Below are 18,571 nucleotides of genomic sequence, written 5' to 3'. Positions count from 1 at the left end.
GACCGCCCGGCGCCCGACCCCCGCCTGGCCGGACCCGGTCGACGCCGCTGGTCCTGGCGCTGCTCGGTTACGGCGTCGTGCAGACCCTGATCACCGCCAGCAAATTGTTCACCGGCTAACCGCGCAGGATTGATCGACTCGATGTCGGCGAAGTTGGGGTGTTGGACCGGGCCGGACACCCCTGTTTCGCCGACATTGAGTTGATCTTGGGCGAAACCCGCCTAGCCTCCGTCGGTTCATGATCGAGCCGATGGTCGGCGGGGACGGGGCATCGACGGACTCCGGTATCGTCGCCGGGCATGGGGGATTCGGGGATCCGCCCGCCGAGCTTGTGGAGCAACCGGAACTTCCTGTTCTTCTGGGCGTTGCAGGCGCTGTCGGTGGCCGGCGACGCGTTCTCCTTCGTGGCGATACCGCTGCTGGTGCTGCACGCCACCGGATCGGTCGCGCAGATGGGTCTGCTGACTGGTCTCGCTGGCGCGGCCTCCGTGGTCACCGGCGTGTTCGCCGGCGTCCTCGTGGACCGGTTGGACCGGCGACGGTTGATGGTCGCCTGCGACGCGCTGCGCGCGGTTGCCTACGGGGCGGTGCCGCTGCTCTGGCTGGCCGAGCCGCGGGTGTGGCTGCTCTACCTGGTGGTCCCGCTCGGCTCCGCGCTGGGCATGGTGTTCCGGGTCAGCTACGTCACGGCGGTGACCGGGCTGGTCGACCCGGAGCACATCACCGAGGCCAACGGCCGGCTCTCCGCCACGTACGCGGTCGCCAGCGTGCTCGGTCCGATGCTGGCCGGAGTGGTGTCCGCACTGGTCGGGCCGGCGGTCGCGGTCGGGGTTGACGCCGTGACGTTCGCGATCTCCGCGGTGGGTCTGACCTTCGTCCGGCTGACCACCCGCGGGCCCCGGCCGGCCCGCGCCCGGCACCGCGAGTCGGCGGTGCCGGACCCGACCAGCCCGAGGCCCGTGCCAGTCACGGCGATGGTGACCGGTCGCCGCCGGAGGCCCCGCCCCCTCTCCGTCGCGGTACGCGACCTGTCGGTCGGTGCGGTCTTCCTGTGGCGCCACCCGGTCCTGCGGACGCTGACCATCCTGTTGACCCTGTCGCTGTTCCTCATGCTGGGCCTCACGGACCTGTTCATCTACCGGCTCAAGCACGATCTGGATCAGTCCGATCAGCACGTGGGCAACGTCCTCGCCGTGGGAGCCAGCGGAACGGTGCTGGCCGCGCTGATCGTGGCCCGGGCACGCCGCCGGTTCGGGGTGGGCGCCTGCTGGATCACGGCGCAGACGCTTGCCGGCCTTGCCGTGGTGGCGATGGGATTCGCCGGCCACGTCGCCACGATGGCCGCGTTCGCGACGGTGTATACGTTCGGGATCGGGATCGCCGGCATCTGCTCGATGTCGCTGCGCCAGGAGGTGACCCCGGGCCATCTGCTGGGCCGGGTCACGTCGGCGTTCTGGACCATCCACTACGCCGCCGCCCCGATCGGTGCGGCCTTGCTGACCTGGGCCGCGGACCGCTTCGGCAGCACCGGCGCGCTGCTGGTGGCGGGCACCGGATGCTCGCTGATCGCGCTCAGCGGCCTGCTCACCCCGCTGGTCCGGCCCGCCCCGAGCCAAGCCCCCGTCCCCCACCCCGCAACCTGACCCCGCCGCCCCGACCCCGCCGCCCTGACCCCGTCGATCTAGGGCAGATGGTCGCTAGTCGATCTCCAATCACGACCATCTGCCCTAGATCGACGGGGTCAGGGGCGGGGTCATGGCGGGAGGCACCGGTCGCGTCGATACTGGAACGTGATGATCCGTGTTGGCACCTCCGGATGGCAGTACCGCGACTGGCGCGGCCGGTTCTATCCGGCCGGGCTGGCGCAGCGCCGGTGGCTGGAGCACTTCGCGGCCAAGTTCGACACCGTCGAGATCAACAACGCCTTCTACCGGTTGCCGGAACGGGACACCTTCGCGCAATGGCGGTCCCGTACGCCGGACGACTTCTGCGTGGCCGTCAAGATGAGCCGCTTCCTGACCCACATCAAGCGGCTGCGTGACCCCGAGGAGCCGGTCGACCGGTTCCTCGGCCGGGCCACGGCGCTCGGCGACCGACTGGGGCCGGTGCTGCTGCAGCTGCCGCCCAACCTGCCGGCGGACGTCGCGGCCCTGGACCGGGTGCTGGGCCTGTTCCCGACCACCGTCCGGGTCGCGGTGGAACCGCGGCACCCGAGTTGGTGGACCGACCGGGTCCGGGAGACACTGGCCGTCCACGGTGCCGCGCTGTCCTGGGCGGATCGGAACAGCCGGCCGGTCACCCCGCTGTGGCGCACCACCGACTGGGGATACCTGCGGATGCACGAGGGTCGGGCCCGGCCCTGGCCACGTTACGGGCGGACGGCCCTCACCACCTGGGTACGCCGCATCGCCGAGCGGTTCGGCGCCGACGAGCCCGTCCACGTGTACTTCAACAACGATCCGGGTGGCGCGGCGATCATCGACGCGGTGGCCTTCGCGGCGCTCGCCCGGCGGCAGGGACTGCCGGTCGGCCGCACCCCACTGGCGCCACCCGCCGGTTCCTCCTGAGACACCTCACGGTCCGGGCCCGGCAGCGGATCCTCGGCACGCCGATCCAGCTCACCGTCTCACCGCACCGGGTCGGGCTCGCGGGCCAGCCAGTTCAGCCGCTTGCGGTGGAGGCGTTCCATGGCCAGCCAACCCAGTGCGAAGGGCAGGGCGCCGAAGGCGACGACGCTCAGCACGCCGACTCCGTCGACGTCGAAGGCCGCCCCTTCGCCGAGGAACAACTGGGCGACGACCTGGAAGGCGAGGTGAAACCCGAGGCCCGCCCAGATGTCGCCGGTGGCGACCCGGAAGCCGCCGAGAAGGAGCGCGAAGACGAACAGGAGGAGAATTCTGTCGATGGTGGATGCGGCCCCGATGAGCAGCCCGAACAGGGTGAACGTCGCGGCCTGCCCGAGGACCGCCTGCCAGGCCGGCAGTGCCGTGGCGAGGGTGTGCTGGAGGTAGCCGCGGAAGACGAGTTCCTCCGGCAACGCCTCGTACAGCAGGACGAGTACGACCAGCAGCGCCGCCGTCGCGACGGCGTCCCCGGCCGAGCCACGCAGGGTGATGTCGACCCAGCCGAAGCCCAGGCAGAGCACGAACCCGGCGGCGGCCGGAACGAGCCAGCAGCCCATCCCGAGCAGCAGCCGGCGCCAGCCGGCGCGCGGGGACGGCAGCCCGAGACCGGCCCAGGGGCGACGGTCGAGGAACCGGCGGGCGGCCCACACCATCGCAACGACGAGCATCGTCGTCAGGACGGCCCGGGCGGCGTGCGTCGAGCGGTCGTACTCGTCGCCCAGCGGCGTGCCGTGGAGCACGAACAGCCAGACCAGGACGGCGCCGACGAAGACCAGCAGGACCCGCCACGGCCAGCCGGGACGAGAGTCCTCGGCTGGCCGGGGTTGCCGCGTCACGGCCGCCCCGACGACCGCGCGGGCCTGTCCATCATGGCCGAAGTGTACGGGCGATCGCGACGGCGTCGTCTTTCGTCAGCTCACCTTCGAGCCGGTAGGTCACGTCGCCCACCTGCCAGATGAGGGTCGACCCGGCGAGCCGCGCGGTTTCCGCCCGGGTCATCCCCGTGCGATCCACATAGGTCAGTTGGTGTGGTCCCGCGACCCAGACGGCAGGGGCACCGTTGATCTCGACCCATTCCACCTCCGGTCCGCCGACCTGCTTGGCGAACGCCGGGTCAAGCTGCCCGTCGAAGGCGTCCAGTCGCACGGCCCCGGCCCGGTAGAGCAGGCTCGCCACCCGGTAACCGCCGGTGTCGTCGGGATCGGCGAGCAGCAGCCGCTCGGGCGGACCCAACGCCGCCGGCAGGCGGATCGGGAACCGCACGTTCTGCCGCGCCTCGTCCAGGCTCGCCGGTCGCTGCGCCGGCAGCGGAGACGGGGTACCGGGGGGCAGCGCCGGCGCGGGAGACGACGTGACGCGGACTCCGGCGAAGCGCAGCAGGCCCGTCACGGCGTCGGCGACGGCCGCCCGTCCCGGCGGTAGCACCGCGACGAGCAGGGCGACGATCGCCGCCGCCAGGTAATGGCGCCAGCGACGCCAGCGGCGCCAGAGCCGCCAGTGACGGCGACCGGCGGGGGCGGCGGCGAGCCGGGTACGGACCCGAGCCGTCATGTCGGGTGGGTCCGGGGTCTCCAGCCATCCGGCGAGGTCGCGCAGCTCCCGTTCGAGGTCATCCATGGCGGATCTCCTCGCGGTCGAGCAGGCCGCGCAACTTCGCCAGCGCCCGGTAGGTGCGGGACTTCACGGTCCCCCGGGGCCAGCCCAGCGTCGTCATGGTCTCCTCCTCGCTGAGGTCGAGGAAGAACCGGCAGACGATAACCTCGCGGTCCTTGTCGGGCAGTCGGCGCAACGCCCGCACGAGCGTGGCGCGGCGTTCGTCGGCCAACACGGCGCCGACCGCGGTGTCCTCCGCGACGCCCGGCTCCGGGTTCGTCGCCGCCGCCCGCAGCACCAGGCCGTCGCGCCGGCTGCGGGACCGGTGCAGGTTACGCGTCTCGTTCGCGACGATCGCCAGGAGCCAGGAGCGGAAGGACGACTCACCCCGGTAGCGGGACAGGTTGCGGTGACCCTTCACAAACGCCTCCTGGACCACGTCCTCGGCATCGGGACCCGCGCCCAACAGCACCGCCGTCCGGAACGCGGCCGCGGTGTGCCGGGCGACCAGGAGTTCGTACGCCTCCAGGTCGCCAGCCCGAGCGCGGGCGACGGCATCGTCGTCCAGCGGAACCTCCTCGTCCGGAACACCCTCATGACACCGGCCGAGCCGTCCGGGTTCCGCGAGTCTCGGGTGGTGTCCGACGCCGGAACCCCGGGGTGCCCGGCGGTGTCATGAGGGTCATGATGCCTTCGACACCGATCTCCCGGCGCACCGTCCTGACTGTCCTCGGCAGCGCCGGCGTGGCGGGCCTGGTCGGCTGCGACGTCACCCGTACCCCGAGATCCGCGACCGCGGCGACCCTCCCCGACGCGCTCCTCGTCGAGGTTGCCGGCGGCCTGGAGATGCTGCGCGGGAGCGATCGCCGGCCGGTCCCTCGGGCCGTCGCCACCGACGACGGGCGGGTCGCCTACGCCAGCGAGCCGGCCGGCGCGGACACCGCGTTCTGGCGGGTGGACACCGCCACGGGCCGGGCCGGCGACCGCCGTACGCTGCCTGGCCGGTGGGTGCCGCGGGCCATCTCGGCCACCGGTGCGCTGGTGGCGCTCACCCCCGAGGGGGTCCCCGCCGCGACGGGACGTCCCGTCGCGAGGACCGAGACGCCAGTGCTGATCACCGATGGCGAAAGTGTCCGGCACCGGCTCAAGCTGCGGGGCAACTTCGTGCCGGAGACCTTCACGAACGACCTGTCGGGTCTCTTCGTCCTGGAGTGGCTTCCGGCGGACGCACCGGACCGGTACCGGGTCCGGGTCGTCGATCTGGCCACCGGCACTCCCGGCCCGCTCTCCACCCGCGCCAAGGTGCCGGTCCCGCCGGGCGCCGAGGAGGAGATGCGCGGCGACGGACGCCAGGCGGTGCTCGCCCCCACCCACACCGTCCTGTACACGCTCTACACCCACCAGCCCGACCACCAGCACACCCGCGACCTGGTCAGTGGCCGGCCCGCCAGCGACGTCCACGCGTTCGTGCACACGTTGCACCTCGCCGAGTCCTGGGCGTACTGCGTCGACCTGCCGCACCCGTTCGGGACGGGACCGGCGGACGGCCATGCCATGGCTATGTTTACTGGTGGCGAGCGGTTGGTGGTCGCCGACGTCACGTCCGGGACGCTCGCGGACATCTCGACGCAGAACCTGACGGTGGACCGGACGGCCACGATGTCCCCGCTTCCGGGTGCCGCGCACGCCGCCGCCGACCAGAACCGGCTCTTCGTCGCCGCCGGGACAACCGTGTCCGTGGTCGATCCCGCACATCTCGGCGTCGCCGCGACATGGTCGGTCCGGGAAGCCGTGACCGGTCTCGTGTCCAGTCCGGACGGGGAACGTCTCTACGTCGGCCAGAGCGACGTGGTGAGTTGGCACGATCCGGACGACGGTCGGGAGATCGGCCGGATCGCCGCCCCCGGCCTCGTCCGGCTACGGGGCCTCGCCGGCCGCGGTTAGGGGATGACGGTGGCGAGATCCTTCGGCATGGTGGACCGGACGTCGTCCCATTCGCCCTGCGGTACGTGCCGACGCAGCACCTCCAGCACCGTACGGACCAGGCTCTCCGGTCCACCCTCCACGTCGTACTGGAAGTTGCGGCGCACCTCGTACAGGAAGTCGTCCCGGTTGAGCTTGACCGGCACCGACATCGGGTCCCAACCGTCGTAGTAGATCCCCCGCACCAGGGTGGGCAGCTGGGCGGCGAAATGCGCGCTCTCCTGCACGGGCATCCGGTCACGCAGCAGGTGCAGCACGGTACGCAACGCCGCGTACGACTGGTTGCGCCGCTCCTTGGGCCAGCCGTACGCCTGCTCGATGTCCTTGAGGAGCAGGTTGGTCTTGTCCACGGATGTGTCGAAGGTCGACTCCGGCTTGTTACTCACGGCAATCCCCCCGCGGTGCTCATGGTGCGCTCGTCGTCGGGCATGGCCCTCGGCGCCAGCCTGCCGGGTGATCGGACGAGCCGGCCTCACCCCGCCCGGGTGAATCTGTCCCCGACGCCCATCGCCGCGGGTGCGGCCTCGGCCAGCGACCACGCCGCGGTGATCAACCCGATGTGCGAGAACGCCTGGGGGATGTTGCCCAACTGCTCCCCGGTGTCCAGGTCGACCTGCTCGGCGAGCAGACCCAGGTCGTTGGCGTGGGCCACCACGGTCTCGAACAGGGCGGTGGCCCGGTCCCGCCGGCCGGCCAGCGCCAGGCACTGCACCAGCCAGAACGAGCACAGGAAGAAGCCCGCCGGGTCCCCGTCCCAGCGCCGGACCAGCCCGTCGTGGGCGAGGACCCGCTCCACGCGTTCGATCGTCGCCCACATCCGGGAGTCGGTCGCCGGCAGGAATCCGACCACCGGCATGACGAGCACGGAGGCGTCCAGTTCGGGCGAGTCGAAGGCACCGGTGTACGCGCCGACGGCGTCGTTCCAGCCCCGGTCGAGGACAGCGCGCCGTACCGCGTCCCGGGCGGTCCGCCAGTGCGCCACCTGCCCGGACGTGCCGATCCGGGTGCCGAACGCGACCGCTCGGTCCAGGGCCACCCAGCACAGCACCTTGGAGGACAGGTAGTGCCGTTCGGTGTCACGGGCCTCCCACATGCCGGCGTCTGGATCCGGCCAGTCCCGGGCCGCCCGGTCCGCGAGCGACCGCAGCAGGTCCCGTACCTCGTCGTCGTTCGGGTCGAGGTAGTCGCGCAGCAGCCACGCCGCGTCCAGCACCTCCCCGGGTACGTCGGTCTGCCGTTGCCGCCAGGCGTCGTTGCCCACCCACACCGGCGAGCTGTTCGCGTACCCGCGCAGCGTGTCGATCCGGTGTTCGGTGAGGTCCCGGGTCCCCTCCACGCCGCACATGATCGGGATCTGCCGGCCGTCCACCCGGCCCACCGCCCGGGCGACCCAGGTGAACAGGCGGTTGGCCTCGTCCGGGCAGGCCGCCACCCACAGCGCCCGCAGGGTCAGCGAGAAGTCCCGCAGCCAGGTGTAGCGGTAGTCGTAGTTGCGGTCACCGCCGAGTTGTTCGGGCAGCGAGGTGGTGGCGGCCGCGACCACGGCTCCGCTGGGCTGGTAGGTGAGCCCCTGCAGGATGAGCGAGTTGCGCCGCACCAGCGCCGCGTACGGTCCGTCGTAGCTGTGCAGGCCGGTCCACGACCGCCAGCCGCGAACGGTCTCGGCCAGCAGCGCCGCCGGGTCCACGCGGCTGACGTCCCGGTCGTGGTACGTCGCGCTGTACGCGCAGCCGAAGCTCTCCCGGTGCCCGCCGGCGACGGTGAACTCGGCGGTGGCCGTGCCGTCGGTGACCGTCATCGGCACACTGGCGGTCAGCGCGAGGGTGGTGGGTCCGGCGGTGGCCACCAGAACCCCGTCCTGGTGCAGCGGATAGGCGAGGACCCGACCGTACTCGAAGCGCGGACAGTAGGTGAGCACCATCGGCACCTCGCCGGTGAGCCCTTCGACCAGACGCACGAGGATGCCCGGGGACCGCATCCCGATGTCGTGGCCGCGCACGCCCGGTTCCAGGGCCAGCGCGTCGGTGACCGCCACCGACCCGCGGGCGGTGTGGAACTCGGTGCGCAGGGCGAGCGTGTCCGGCAGGTATGCCCGGTCGACCCGGTACGCCTCCCGGGGGCGGATCGACCAGTGTCCGCCGCTGGTGTTGTCGAGCAGCCGGGCGAAGACCGACGGGGTGTCGAATCGGGCCGGGCACCACCAGCTCACCGACCCGTCCCGGTCCACCAGGGCCGCGGTGCGGCCGTCGGCCAGGAAGCCGTGGTCGCTGATCCGTGCCTCCGTCACGCCAGCGGGTACCCCACCGGGATCGGGGTACGCCTGCCGGACCGCCGATCAGGCCGCCTGGTCGCCGTCCAACAGGTCGATAAGCGTACCGGCGTTGTCCTGGGCGTAGTCCCGGTAACAGTTGTTCATCAGGACGTGGGTCTGGTCGGCCTGGTCGGCCAGTTCCCGCAGCCTCGGCGCCCACCGCTTCAGCTCGGCCTTGGAGTACCGATAGCCGAACTTCTCGTGGATGTCCTTACTTGTCCACTTGTCGCTGTGGCCGTGGAACCGGATCATCGCGAGATCCGCCGTCGCCTCCAGCACCGGCGGCACCGAGGACTTGTGCCCCTGCGGCATGTCCACGCAGACGTACGGGATGGCGTTCTTGCGGAGGAAGTCCAGCGTCTCCCGCTGGTTGTCGTCGGTGAACCAGGAGGCGTGCCGGAACTCCACCACGGCGCGCAGCGGCGCGCACCGCTTCTGCACCTCCAGCAGGTACTGCTTGTTGTCCCGGCGGATGGTGAACCACGGCGGGAACTGGAACAACACGGCACCCAGCTTGCCGGCCGACGCCAGCGGGTCCAGCGCGGCGAGGAACCGGGTCCACACCTCCTCGTACGCCTGCGGCGCGAGCCCGTCCGGATAGACGGTACGTTTGTCGGTGTCCGGTCGTAGGTCCTTGTACAGCGCGGTGACCCGGGTCGGGTGCCCGGTCAGCAGGCTGAACGCCTTGATGTTGAAGGTGAAGCCGGGCGGTGTTCGCGCCGCCCACAACTCGGCCGTGCGCTCCGCCGGCGGGGCGTAGTAGGTGGCGTCCACCTCGACCAGCGGGAAGCGCTCGGCGTAGTAGGCCAGCCGCTTCTCGGCGGTGTCCGCCTCGGCCGGGTACCAGCCGGATTCGAGCAGGGTGGGGTCCGTCCAGGAGGCGGTGCCGATGTGTATCGCGCCCATCCGCCAAGTCCACCCCCTGGCGGGCCGACCGGCAACCGCTACCGCGGATCCCGGTCGGTGGACCGGTCAGGCCGCCCGCCGCTCCCGACTCTGCTTGCAGGTCACGCAGCTCGTCGCCGACGGGAAGATCTCCAGCCGCTCGACCGGGATCGGCGCGGAGCAGCCCTCGCAGTAGCCGTAGGTTCCCTCGGCGAGCCGGGCGAGGGCGTGCTCGTACTGGGTACGCCGCTCCAGGATGGCACGCAGCAACGACCGGGCGGTGTCCCGTTCGGCGGTCTTGGTGCCGTGGTCCGCCTGGTCGTCGCCGGCGGTATCACCCACCTCGACCAGCCGCATCGTCTCGTTCTGCAGGACGGCCTCGTCGTACTCCGCGGTCAGCTCGTCATACCGGGCCCGGAGGGAGACACGGATCTTCTCCGTCTCCGCCTGGGTCCGACCGACCGTTTCCTGGACCAGCATGGGCAAACCTGCCTCTCCCCCAAAGCGGGCACGCCCGGCCCCTCCCGGACACGTACCCGTCGCATTGAGCGGGCCGAGTACCCCCCACTGAGGGCGGTCAAACGGTCTTTCTGGCGAGCTCAGCCGGGGTCGTCGATCACCGCGGGGCGGCGCGGGTCGTCCAGCCGGACCGCCACGTCGGCGAGCCGGACCGGATCCACCTCGGTGGTGTACCGCTCGAAGGCCGGCAACGTCCACCGCAGGTCGGCCGGCAGCCGACGGCGCAGCGCCGCCGCCGACACGTCCAGGTGCACGACGAGGTCGAACGGGAGGCTGCCGCCGAGCAGGAACGCTCCGCTGAGCAGCACCACCGCCCGTTCCGGCAGCGTCTGGTACGCCGCCCGGCTGGCCCGGTCGGTCGTCGCGTCCCACAAGCTGGGCAGGATCCGCCCGCTTCCCCCGGGTCCGGCCGGATCGAGCAGTTCCCGGCGCACCGCCGCCTCGTCCAGCCACCCCAGGTAGTAGCTGTCCGGGTTCGTCCGACCCTGCTCGTAGCGCAACGACGCCGGTCGCAGGAAATCGTCGGCCTGGATGTGGACCGCTGACCGGCCGCGCGCCCGCAGCGGGTCGACGAGCGAGTCAGCGAGACGGCGCGGGTCGGCGACGGGTGGTCCGTCGACGGCGACTCGCAGCCGGCAGTCCGGGCGGTCCCCGGCGATCCGGTCGGCGAGTTCGCTCACCAGCAGGTCGGGGGCGATCGGGCGGATCCTCACCGGTCCATGGTGCCGGCTCAGCCGGTGGAGTCGATGACCACCCGGGCATCGTCGGCCAGCCGGTAACCCACCCCGTACACCGTGGTGATCAGCGGGACCTCGGCGCCGACCTTGCCCCGCAACCGGCGGATGTGCACGTCCACGGTGCGCACGCCGGCGTGTTCGTAGCCCCACACGGCGGTGAGCAGTTGCAACCGGGTGAACACCCGGCGCGGGTGGGCCACCAGGTGCATGAGCAGGTCGAACTCCAACCGGGTCAGCGGCAGCTTCTCGCCGTCGAGCAGCACCGTCCGGGAGGCCGACATAATGTGCACGGTGGGAACGTGCGGCGCCTGCGGGGTGCGCACCGCGAGCGGATCCGCCCGGCGCTCCCCGCCGTGGGGACCACTGACCGTCGCCTCACCCCGCTCCACCAATTCGCGCGCGGCCTCCAGCAACCGACGGGCGGCCGGGATGAGCGGCTCCTCCCCGGCCAGGGGGATGGACAGGGTGACGGTGAGGGCCGCCAGGCCACCGGAACCGGCGGCCGGGCGACGCTGGGCACCCGGCGGGCGGCCGGGACCGGGCGGTTGGGACGGATGCCGTCCGGTACGCGACGACGGGGAGCTGACCGACATGGTCCTCCTTGGCTGATCCGGGATTTCCACGGCCCCGGGACGCCGCAGCACCGATGCTTCCGGCCGTCCCGAAGGGGGTCAAGGTCCCTCGGCGTTGCATGAATGTGACAATCGACGAACGGATTGGAACCGGACGCTTGCGCTGGGTGCCAGTTCCGATGATAGATGCCCGTGCGTAGCGCCGATCCGCACCCTCCATCGGGGACCGTCCGCACCGGTGGGACGCGGGACGGCGCCGCTCGCAGGGGCGGAAACAGCGTCCCCGCGAACGGCGACCCGTTGCCGCACTAGGCTGGGCCGATGGCGGAGGAGTTGGACGAGGACACGTTGGCGTTCGCGCACCGGATGTTCGACCTGGCGCGCGGCGGCCAGACCGCCGAACTCGCCACCCAGATCGACGCCGGTCTGCCGGTGAACATGACAAACGACAAGGGCGACACGTTGCTCATCCTCGCCGCATACCACGACCACCCGGAGACGGTCGGCGCGCTGTTGGCCCGCGGCGCAGACGTGGCCCGAACCAACGACCGCGGCCAGACGGCGCTCGCCGCCGCCGCGTTCCGCCGGTCGGTCGAGTCGGTGACCGCCCTGCTGGCCGCCGGCGCCGACCCGGACCACGGCAGCCCGTCGGCCGCGGAGACGGCCGCGTTCTTCGACCTGCCAGAGATGCTCGCCCTGCTGGGCGGCGACACGCCCGACACCCGGTAACGCACCCCGGGACCGACCGCCCTCACTGGACCCGGGATCCGTGGGTCAGTGACGGGTGGGCGAATCCCCGGCGACGAAACCGGCGGGACCCGAGCGGAACGCCTCGAACCCGGCCCGCTCCCGCGGGCCACGGTCCACCCGGCGGACCGACCGTCCGGTGCGGACGATCCCCACCGCCGCCACGACCAACGCCACCACTTCGACGACCACCAGGCCGCCGGTCGGTGACAACGGCTCCCCCGCGCCGGCCCGGATCAGGCACACGACCGTGAACAACCCGGCCGCGCCGACTCCGGTCAGCGTGCCGGCGAGCGCGGCACGCCGGGCCACGCCGTCCCCGGTGTCCCACAACTCCACCATGCCGGCGAGGACGGTCAGCGCCGTCGCCAGCAGGCCGGCCAGCGCCGTCCAGTATCCGACCCTGCCAAGCAGGGCGGGTGCGCCCGCCACCACCGAGATGTCGAACACGGTCGCGCAGGCGAACAAACCGAACGGAAACGTGGCGAGCATCGGTTGGATCGAGTGCCCCTGCACCCGCAACCGGCTCTCCACAGTGCCTCCCCGGGGGGTGCGCTCACCGACGGTGCGCTCACCGACATCAAGCGTGCTACCCGGGTGGTGCGGCGTCAAACAACCGGTTCGACCATCACCCTTTTGGGCGACCCACGCTCTTGCGGGCCACCGACGCGACGAGCCGCTGGGCCACCTCGGACAGCGGGATGGACAGCGCGTCGGACGCGGTCCGGAGCACCTCCAACGCGTCCGCCGCCGGGCAGCCGCGCTGCGTCATGATGACCCCGATCGCCTGCCCCACGACCTCGTCACTTGCCGGGTCCGGGGTCGCCGGTGGGTGCGGAACGTGAGCCGACTCCCCCGCCCGTACCCGGTCCCGCACCGCGGCCAGTAACAACCCGGCGTGCTCCGCCAGCAGCATCGCGGTGAGTTGCCGTCGCTCGGTCAGCGCTTCGGGTGCCCGCGCGTACAGGTTCAACGAGCCGATGACCTGGTCGTCGATGTCCACCGGGGCCGAGATCACCCCGTGCACGCCGAGGGCCAGGGCGCGATCCGTCCACGGCTGCCAGGACGCCCCGGCCCGCAGGTCCGGCACGACCACCAGGTCCCGCTGTCGGATGGCGGCCATCGCGGGCCCGTCCCCGCCGTACTGCACCTCGTCGAGCACCCGGATCGGCGCGTCGGAGGCGGCCACCGAGGCCGGCCGGCCCGCCTGCAGAATGGTGACACTGCACCAGGTCACCCCGGGCACCGCCGCGCCACAGGTGCGTACCAGCTGATCGAGGGCCTCGTCGAAGTCACTCGCGGAGATCAGGCCGGCGGTCAACTCGCGCAGCAGCGCGGCCGTCTCCACCACGCCCAAGGCGTCGCCGCCGGGCGTGACTGTCTCCAGCCTCACCGCAGGATGGCCCGCGGCACCGCCGCGCGCGACACTCGTCCTCTTTCGGTCGACTTCGTCATCGTCGTGCTCTCCCCCCGCAGATCTCGGACCCGGCCTACTACCCCGGCCAAGGACGGCCGAAACCGGGCAAAAAACGGCCCACGACCTCCCAAAATACGGTAGGAGGAAACCATCGCGCCGCAGGTTCGGCCGGCCCATCGGCAGGAAATATGACCACGCCGGTCCACCGGGTACCGCCGCCCGGCGTGTCGCCGCCCGGCCCCGAGAACCCCGCCCCGCCGATCTAGGGCAGATGGTCGTGATTGGAGATCAAACAGTGACCATCTGCCCTAGATCGACGGGATATCCGGCCCCGGGTCAGCGGGAGGCGCGGAGGCGGCGCCCGACCGAGGCGATGAGCCGGTCCAGTTCCGAGCCGAACGGGTTGTCGTGGACCAGATACGTCCAGGTCGCGCTGGGCCGCACCAGCTTCGCGTCGTCCGGCTCCCAGTCCTCGTCGAACTCGGTCTCCTCGAACGTCTCCACGGTGCGCCGCTCGATCTCCGGAATCAGGTCGTTGAACGCCGGCACCGCCGAGCGGTGGAACTCGTCCAGCGGGTCCAGCCGGCCCAGCGCCCGCAGGTGCACGCCCTCGCGCACCTCGGACAACTCGGCCAGGTGCGCGGCCCAGAGCCGGTCGAGGTGATAGAGGGCGATCGACCGGGCCGCCCGGGAGAGGATGTCCTCGTCCATGTCCTTGGTCTTCTCCGGCAACCGATCGATCAGCATCAGCGCCGCCACCTCCGTGGTCAGCAGCCGCTCCCGCCGCTCGGCGAGGGCCTTACGCTGCTGTTCGATCACCACGCTGTACCGCCAGGTGTTGCGGTGGATCTCGTGGTTGACACCCTCGGCGACCCGCTGGGCGTGTTCCACCGCGAACTCCACCTGGTCGTCGGTGACCAGGCCGTCGGCGTGCATCCGTGGTGACGGCGGAACGGCGTCGACGGCGTGACGTACGACCAGGTCGTCCTCCAGGCTCACGAAGAAGACCGACCCGCCCGGGTCGCCCTGCCGGCCGGCCCGGCCACGGAGCTGGTCGTCCACCCGACGGCTGTCGTGCCGGCCGCTGCCGATGACGAACAGGCCCCCCAGGTCGGCCACCCGGTCGCGGTCGGCCTGGTCGCTGCCGCCCAGCCGGATGTCGACACCCCGGCCGGCCATCTGGGTGGAGACGGTGACCGCGCCGAACTTACCGGCCTCGGCGATGATCGCCGCCTCCTCCTCGTCGTTCTTGGCGTTCAACACCACGCACGGCACCCCGGCCGCGGTCAGCCCGACGGCGAGTTGCTCGGACTCCTTCACGTCCAGGGTGCCCACCAGCACCGGCCGGCCCACCTCGTGGCAGCGCCGGATCTCGTCGACGAGCGCCTCGTCCTTCTCGGCCCGGGTGGCGTAGATCCGGTCCGGGTCGTCCACCCGGACGCACGGGGTGTTCGGCGGGATGACCGCGACCTCGAGCGAGAAGAACTCCCGCAGTTGGTCGCCGACCAGCACCGCGGTCGCCGTCATGCCGCACAGCGTCCGGTACAGCGCGACGTACGCCTGGACGGTGATGGTTCCCAGCACCTCACCCTCGGCGCTGGCGTCCAGTCCCTCCTTGGCCTCCACGGCCGCCTGCAGGCCGTCCGGCCAGCGGCGTCGCTGCGCCACCCGGCCCCGCATCTCGTCGATCAGCTCCACCGTGCCGCCCCGGACGATGTAGTCCACGTCCCGCCGCAGCAGGGCGTGCGCGTGCAGCGCCACATGCAGCGCGGAGAGCTGGGCGACGTTCTCCTCGGCGTACAGGTCGAGGCCGCCCAGCCGCTCCTCCAGGGCGGCCAGGCCCTCGGTGGTGAAGGCGGCGCTGCGGCCGTCGTCGGCGACGGTGTAGTGCTTGTCGGCCCGCAGCCCACGGACCAGCGCGGCGGCGGTGTGCACCGGGTCCTGCTCACCGGGAACCGCGCCGGCGAGGACCATCGGCACCCGCGCCTCGTCGATGAGGATCGAGTCCGCCTCGTCCACGATCGCGGTCGCCAGCGGTGGCTGCACCCGCTGATCGAGATCGGTCACCAGCTGGTCACGCAGGAAGTCGAAGCCGGCCTCGCTCACGGAGACGTAGGTGACGTCCCGGGCGTACGCCGTGCGCCGCTCCTCCGCGGTGCTCGCCTCGTTGACCCAACCCACGGTGAGTCCCAACAACCGGTAGACCGGCTCCATCCACTCCGCGTCACGGCGGGCCAGGTAATCGTTCACGGTCAGCACGTGCACCGGGCCGTTGCCCAACCGGGTGTGTCCGTAGGCGGCGACCGTGGCGGTGAGCGTCTTGCCCTCGCCGGTGGCCATCTCGGCGACCTTGCCGGACAACAGCGCCATCGCGCCGAGCAGTTGGACATCGTACGGCCGCTGGTCGAGCGCGCGGCGGGCAGCCTCGCGGCCGATCGCGCAGATTTCGGTGTAGTCGTCCGCCGCGCCGGCGAGTTCCGTGAGCTCGGCGTCATCGAGCCCGGTCAACTCCTGCTCGCGCGCCTCGATCGCCGGCAGCAACCGGCGCAACGGAGTGAGATCCACCGTGCTGCCCGGGCGCTGGAGGAAGCGCCGGGCCCTGCTCTTCAACCGCTGTGACAGGCCCATGACGGGCAACGGTAGCCGACCGGAACCCCATCGGGCGCCCCCGCCTCACCCAACCCCACACCCAATCCCCACACCCAACACCCACCCCACTCCTGACCCGCGTTGATCAAGAGGTTCGCGTCACCAAACCGGCCTTCCGGTGACGCGAACCTCTTGATCAACGCGGGTCAGGAGTGGGGTGGGGATCAGCAGGTGAGGATGGATTGGAGTTCTTGGCGGCGGCGGTCAGCGAGGTCGGTGAGCAGGGTCGGGGCCTCGTCGAACGGGACCACCGCGGAGATGAGGTGCTCGCGCACCCGATCGCCGTACGCCCGGAGCAGCTCGATGGTCTCGGCGGAGAGCCGCTCCCGGTCCCAGATCGAGGCGAGCCCGCGGGGAACCCGGCCGATCTGCGCGCACCGGACGCTCAACCCGTTGTGGTGGAACTCCTCGCCGAGCCGTACCTCCGTCGCCCCGGCCTGATAGAAGGCCAGGTCGATGACGGTGCCCTGAGGGCGGAGCAGGCGCAGAGCGAGGTGCAGCGCCGCGGCCTGACCCCGGCATTGGAAAACCACGTCGGCGCCGCGGTCCCCCGGTCCGTGCGCCCAGCGCGCCTTCAGCACCTCCGCCGGGTCGGCCGCCTCGGAGTCCAGGACGTCCAGGCCGAGCGCCTCCGCCACCGCACGCCGGGCCGGGGTCGGATCGATCACCACGACCGAGGCCGCACCGTGGAACCGGACCAGCAGGGCCGTCAGCAACGCCACCACCCCCGCGCCGGTCACCGCCACCCGGCGCCCGCGGACGCCGTCACCGAGCTGGCGAACCCCCGGGCCGTACAGGTCGGCGGCGGCGTGCAGCAGCCCGTTGGCGCAGATGGGTCCCATGTGGGCGACGTAGACGCCGAGCACCGGGTCGAGGTCCCCGGGCAGCGGGACGAACCGGTCGACCAGCGGGTCGGCCAGATATCCGGTGCGGTGGCCGTAGGCCATGGCGCCGACCACGCCCTCGGCCACCGCCGGAGTCCGGCTCTCCACCACCCGCGCCACCTGCATGTATCCCAACCGGTTCACCGGGTACGGGGTGCTGGGCGCCCCCGGCTGGAACAGGCCCAGGTCGGCGTTCCAGGTCGTCGACAGGTACGGGTTGGTGCCCTTGACGTAGCTCAGCTCGGTGCCGGCGGAGATCCCGCTGTACAACGTCTGCACCCGGAACGTGCCGTCCCGCGACGGTGCCGGTTCCTCCTCGCGAACGGCCACCGCACCCGGCCCGTTCACCACCACGACCCGCTCAGCCATCCGCGGGCTCCCGCCCGGTGACGTTCACCGGCTCCCGCCCGGTGACCTCCGCGGCCTCCCGCGACGTGACGCCGGGGCCGGCCGGGGCCGGCTCAGGCCGGTCCAGGTGGACCGGGCGGCCGGTCCACGCGGACTCGGCCACGGCGGTGGCCACCCGGTGGGTGGCGACCGCCTCCGGATAGCTGACCCGGATGTCGTGGCCGAGGCCGCGCACCGCGTCCACGAAGGCCCGGTCCACCGCGGTCCGGGCCGCGTCCGGATCGCCGGGGACGGTCCGTTCCCCGTCCGCGTCCCGGACGACGAGTTCCTGTTCGCCGACGGTGAGTGCCAGCCCGTCGGCGAGGATCTCCACCGCCGCGCGCTGCTTCCAGCCGAGCACGCAGGCCGACCCGAGCGTGCCGACCGCGCCGCTGGCGAAGCGGAGCGCGGCGGCGGTGACACCGTCGATGTCGGCACCGTCCACGGCGGGCGGGCGCCCGTCGCCGTACGCGGTCACCTCGGCCACCTCCCCGGTGAGCAGCCGCATGAGGTCCAGGACGTGCGCCGCCTGCTCGATCACCGGTCCGCCCGACATGTCCCGTTTGACCCACCAGGAAACGGGTGGGACCTTGTCCAGCCACCATCCGTTAACCATCCGCACCTCTCGGTCGCCGAGAATCGACCGTGCCTGCTCCACGACCGAGAGGTACCGCCAGTGGTGACCGACCGCGGTCAACACCCCCCGCTCGGCCACCGTCGCCGCGACCCGTTCGGCGGTGGCCAGGTCCACCGCGACCGGCTTTTCCACGAACATCGGCAGCCCGGCGGCGAGCACGGCTTCCTCGGCGGGGCCGTGGGCGAACGGCGGAACACAGACGTACACGGCGTCCACTCCCGCGGCGAGCACCGCCTCGACGTCCGGCACAGCCCGCGCGCCGCAGGTGTCGGCGAGCCGTGCCGACGCCTCAGGGACCACATCGGTCACGCAGACCAGTTCGACGTCGGAGAAACCGCTGAGCACCCGAACATGCCGCTGCGCCACACCACCGGCACCGACGACCCCGATCCGACTTCTCACCCGATCGACCCCCAATACACCCGACGGCCCGCTCGTCCGGCTTGCCGCTCGTGTGCCGCACCTTTCCCTCGTGGCGACACCCTCATGCCGCCATCCTACGAAGATCACCAATGAGGATGATCACGGTTAACCATCCCGAGGACGGGGAAAACACGTTTCGCTGGGCATTACTTGTTCAGGATCAACTAACCGGGGGTGGCCCGTGAGGCACTCGATACCCACCG

Annotated in this window: 19 protein-coding genes; 5 read left to right on the top strand and 14 right to left on the bottom strand. The window is 71.8% G+C overall.

What is annotated here, in order from left to right; all coding sequences use genetic code 11:
• The first annotated feature begins 299 nt into the window (after nucleotides 1-299).
• Nucleotides 300-1,643, top strand: a complete 1,344-nt coding sequence (locus ACFQUZ_RS26760) for an MFS transporter (RefSeq protein WP_377446999.1) — start codon at nucleotides 300-302, stop codon at nucleotides 1,641-1,643.
• 150 nt (nucleotides 1,644-1,793) lie between these two features.
• Nucleotides 1,794-2,567 (top strand): DUF72 domain-containing protein, encoded by a 774-nt coding sequence (locus tag ACFQUZ_RS26755; RefSeq protein ID WP_377446996.1) that lies wholly within the window; start codon nucleotides 1,794-1,796, stop codon nucleotides 2,565-2,567.
• Between the two features lie 59 nt (nucleotides 2,568-2,626).
• Here the strand turns inward: ACFQUZ_RS26755 and ACFQUZ_RS26750 are convergent, their stop codons facing one another.
• The 3 genes from ACFQUZ_RS26750 to ACFQUZ_RS26740 are packed head-to-tail and all read right to left on the bottom strand — an operon-like array spanning nucleotide 2,627 to nucleotide 4,689.
• A complete protein-coding gene (locus ACFQUZ_RS26750) occupies nucleotides 2,627-3,460 on the bottom strand; it encodes a type II CAAX prenyl endopeptidase Rce1 family protein (protein ID WP_377446993.1) in 834 nt (277 codons plus the stop codon).
• A 31-nt stretch (nucleotides 3,461-3,491) separates the two neighbouring features.
• Complete coding sequence (locus tag ACFQUZ_RS26745) at nucleotides 3,492-4,241, bottom strand: hypothetical protein (protein ID WP_377446990.1); 750 nt, start codon at nucleotides 4,239-4,241, stop codon at nucleotides 3,492-3,494.
• Nucleotides 4,234-4,689: an RNA polymerase sigma factor gene (locus ACFQUZ_RS26740; protein ID WP_377446987.1), complete on the bottom strand. Its 456-nt coding sequence runs from the start codon at nucleotides 4,687-4,689 to the stop codon at nucleotides 4,234-4,236. Before ACFQUZ_RS26740 ends, ACFQUZ_RS26745 begins: the two co-directional genes overlap by 8 nt.
• Here ACFQUZ_RS26740 and ACFQUZ_RS26735 point away from each other — a divergent pair.
• Complete coding sequence (locus ACFQUZ_RS26735) at nucleotides 4,627-4,896, top strand: hypothetical protein (RefSeq protein WP_377447058.1); 270 nt, start codon at nucleotides 4,627-4,629, stop codon at nucleotides 4,894-4,896. The two genes, ACFQUZ_RS26740 and ACFQUZ_RS26735, sit on opposite strands and share 63 nt — an antisense overlap.
• A gap of 5 nt (nucleotides 4,897-4,901) precedes the next feature.
• Entirely contained in the window at nucleotides 4,902-6,161 is a 1,260-nt protein-coding gene (locus tag ACFQUZ_RS26730) for a YncE family protein (protein WP_377446984.1), read from the top strand.
• Here ACFQUZ_RS26730 and ACFQUZ_RS26725 read toward each other — a convergent pair.
• The 6 genes from ACFQUZ_RS26725 to ACFQUZ_RS26700 all read right to left on the bottom strand — a co-directional run bounded on the left by ACFQUZ_RS26725 (nucleotide 6,158) and on the right by ACFQUZ_RS26700 (nucleotide 11,245).
• On the bottom strand, nucleotides 6,158-6,586 hold the full coding sequence (locus tag ACFQUZ_RS26725) for a DUF2267 domain-containing protein (RefSeq protein WP_377446982.1): 429 nt from the start codon (nucleotides 6,584-6,586) through the stop codon (nucleotides 6,158-6,160). The genes ACFQUZ_RS26730 and ACFQUZ_RS26725 overlap by 4 nt on opposite strands.
• A gap of 86 nt (nucleotides 6,587-6,672) precedes the next feature.
• On the bottom strand, nucleotides 6,673-8,487 hold the full coding sequence (locus ACFQUZ_RS26720; RefSeq protein ID WP_377446979.1) for a glycoside hydrolase family 15 protein: 1,815 nt from the start codon (nucleotides 8,485-8,487) through the stop codon (nucleotides 6,673-6,675).
• 48 nt (nucleotides 8,488-8,535) lie between these two features.
• A complete protein-coding gene (locus ACFQUZ_RS26715; protein WP_377446976.1) occupies nucleotides 8,536-9,417 on the bottom strand; it encodes a DUF72 domain-containing protein in 882 nt (293 codons plus the stop codon).
• A 66-nt stretch (nucleotides 9,418-9,483) separates the two neighbouring features.
• The gene (locus ACFQUZ_RS26710) at nucleotides 9,484-9,876 is read right to left on the bottom strand and encodes a TraR/DksA family transcriptional regulator (RefSeq protein ID WP_377446974.1); all 393 of its coding nucleotides are present in this window, start codon (nucleotides 9,874-9,876) and stop codon (nucleotides 9,484-9,486) included.
• A gap of 119 nt (nucleotides 9,877-9,995) precedes the next feature.
• Nucleotides 9,996-10,628, bottom strand: coding sequence for a uridine kinase (locus tag ACFQUZ_RS26705; protein ID WP_377446971.1), 633 nt, complete (start codon nucleotides 10,626-10,628; stop codon nucleotides 9,996-9,998).
• A 17-nt stretch (nucleotides 10,629-10,645) separates the two neighbouring features.
• The gene (locus ACFQUZ_RS26700) at nucleotides 10,646-11,245 is read right to left on the bottom strand and encodes a winged helix-turn-helix domain-containing protein (RefSeq protein ID WP_377446969.1); all 600 of its coding nucleotides are present in this window, start codon (nucleotides 11,243-11,245) and stop codon (nucleotides 10,646-10,648) included.
• A gap of 300 nt (nucleotides 11,246-11,545) precedes the next feature.
• Between ACFQUZ_RS26700 and ACFQUZ_RS26695 the strand changes: the two genes are divergently transcribed.
• Nucleotides 11,546-11,953 carry an ankyrin repeat domain-containing protein gene (locus ACFQUZ_RS26695; RefSeq protein ID WP_377446966.1) on the top strand — a complete coding sequence of 136 codons (408 nt, stop codon included), beginning with the start codon at nucleotides 11,546-11,548 and terminating at the stop codon, nucleotides 11,951-11,953.
• Between the two features lie 45 nt (nucleotides 11,954-11,998).
• On the opposite strand, the gene ACFQUZ_RS26690 is transcribed toward ACFQUZ_RS26695, so the two are convergent.
• From ACFQUZ_RS26690 to ACFQUZ_RS26670, 5 genes are all read right to left on the bottom strand, one after another.
• Nucleotides 11,999-12,505 (bottom strand): DUF2231 domain-containing protein, encoded by a 507-nt coding sequence (locus tag ACFQUZ_RS26690; protein WP_377446964.1) that lies wholly within the window; start codon nucleotides 12,503-12,505, stop codon nucleotides 11,999-12,001.
• Between the two features lie 94 nt (nucleotides 12,506-12,599).
• Complete coding sequence (locus ACFQUZ_RS26685) at nucleotides 12,600-13,364, bottom strand: GAF and ANTAR domain-containing protein (RefSeq protein WP_377446962.1); 765 nt, start codon at nucleotides 13,362-13,364, stop codon at nucleotides 12,600-12,602.
• A gap of 360 nt (nucleotides 13,365-13,724) precedes the next feature.
• Nucleotides 13,725-16,016, bottom strand: coding sequence for an accessory Sec system translocase SecA2 (gene secA2 / locus ACFQUZ_RS26680; protein WP_377446960.1), 2,292 nt, complete (start codon nucleotides 16,014-16,016; stop codon nucleotides 13,725-13,727).
• A gap of 185 nt (nucleotides 16,017-16,201) precedes the next feature.
• Nucleotides 16,202-17,290, bottom strand: coding sequence for a zinc-binding dehydrogenase (locus tag ACFQUZ_RS26675; protein ID WP_377446957.1), 1,089 nt, complete (start codon nucleotides 17,288-17,290; stop codon nucleotides 16,202-16,204).
• Nucleotides 17,283-18,347, bottom strand: a complete 1,065-nt coding sequence (locus ACFQUZ_RS26670; RefSeq protein ID WP_377446955.1) for a Gfo/Idh/MocA family protein — start codon at nucleotides 18,345-18,347, stop codon at nucleotides 17,283-17,285. The genes ACFQUZ_RS26675 and ACFQUZ_RS26670 overlap by 8 nt, the downstream gene beginning before the upstream one ends.
• Between the last annotated feature and the right edge of the window lie 224 nt (nucleotides 18,348-18,571).

The sequence above is a fragment of the Plantactinospora sp. GCM10030261 genome, assembly GCF_042666615.1.
Taxonomy (GTDB): Bacteria; Actinomycetota; Actinomycetes; order Mycobacteriales; family Micromonosporaceae; genus KBS50.
This window is presented reverse-complemented; position numbering and strand designations above follow the sequence as displayed.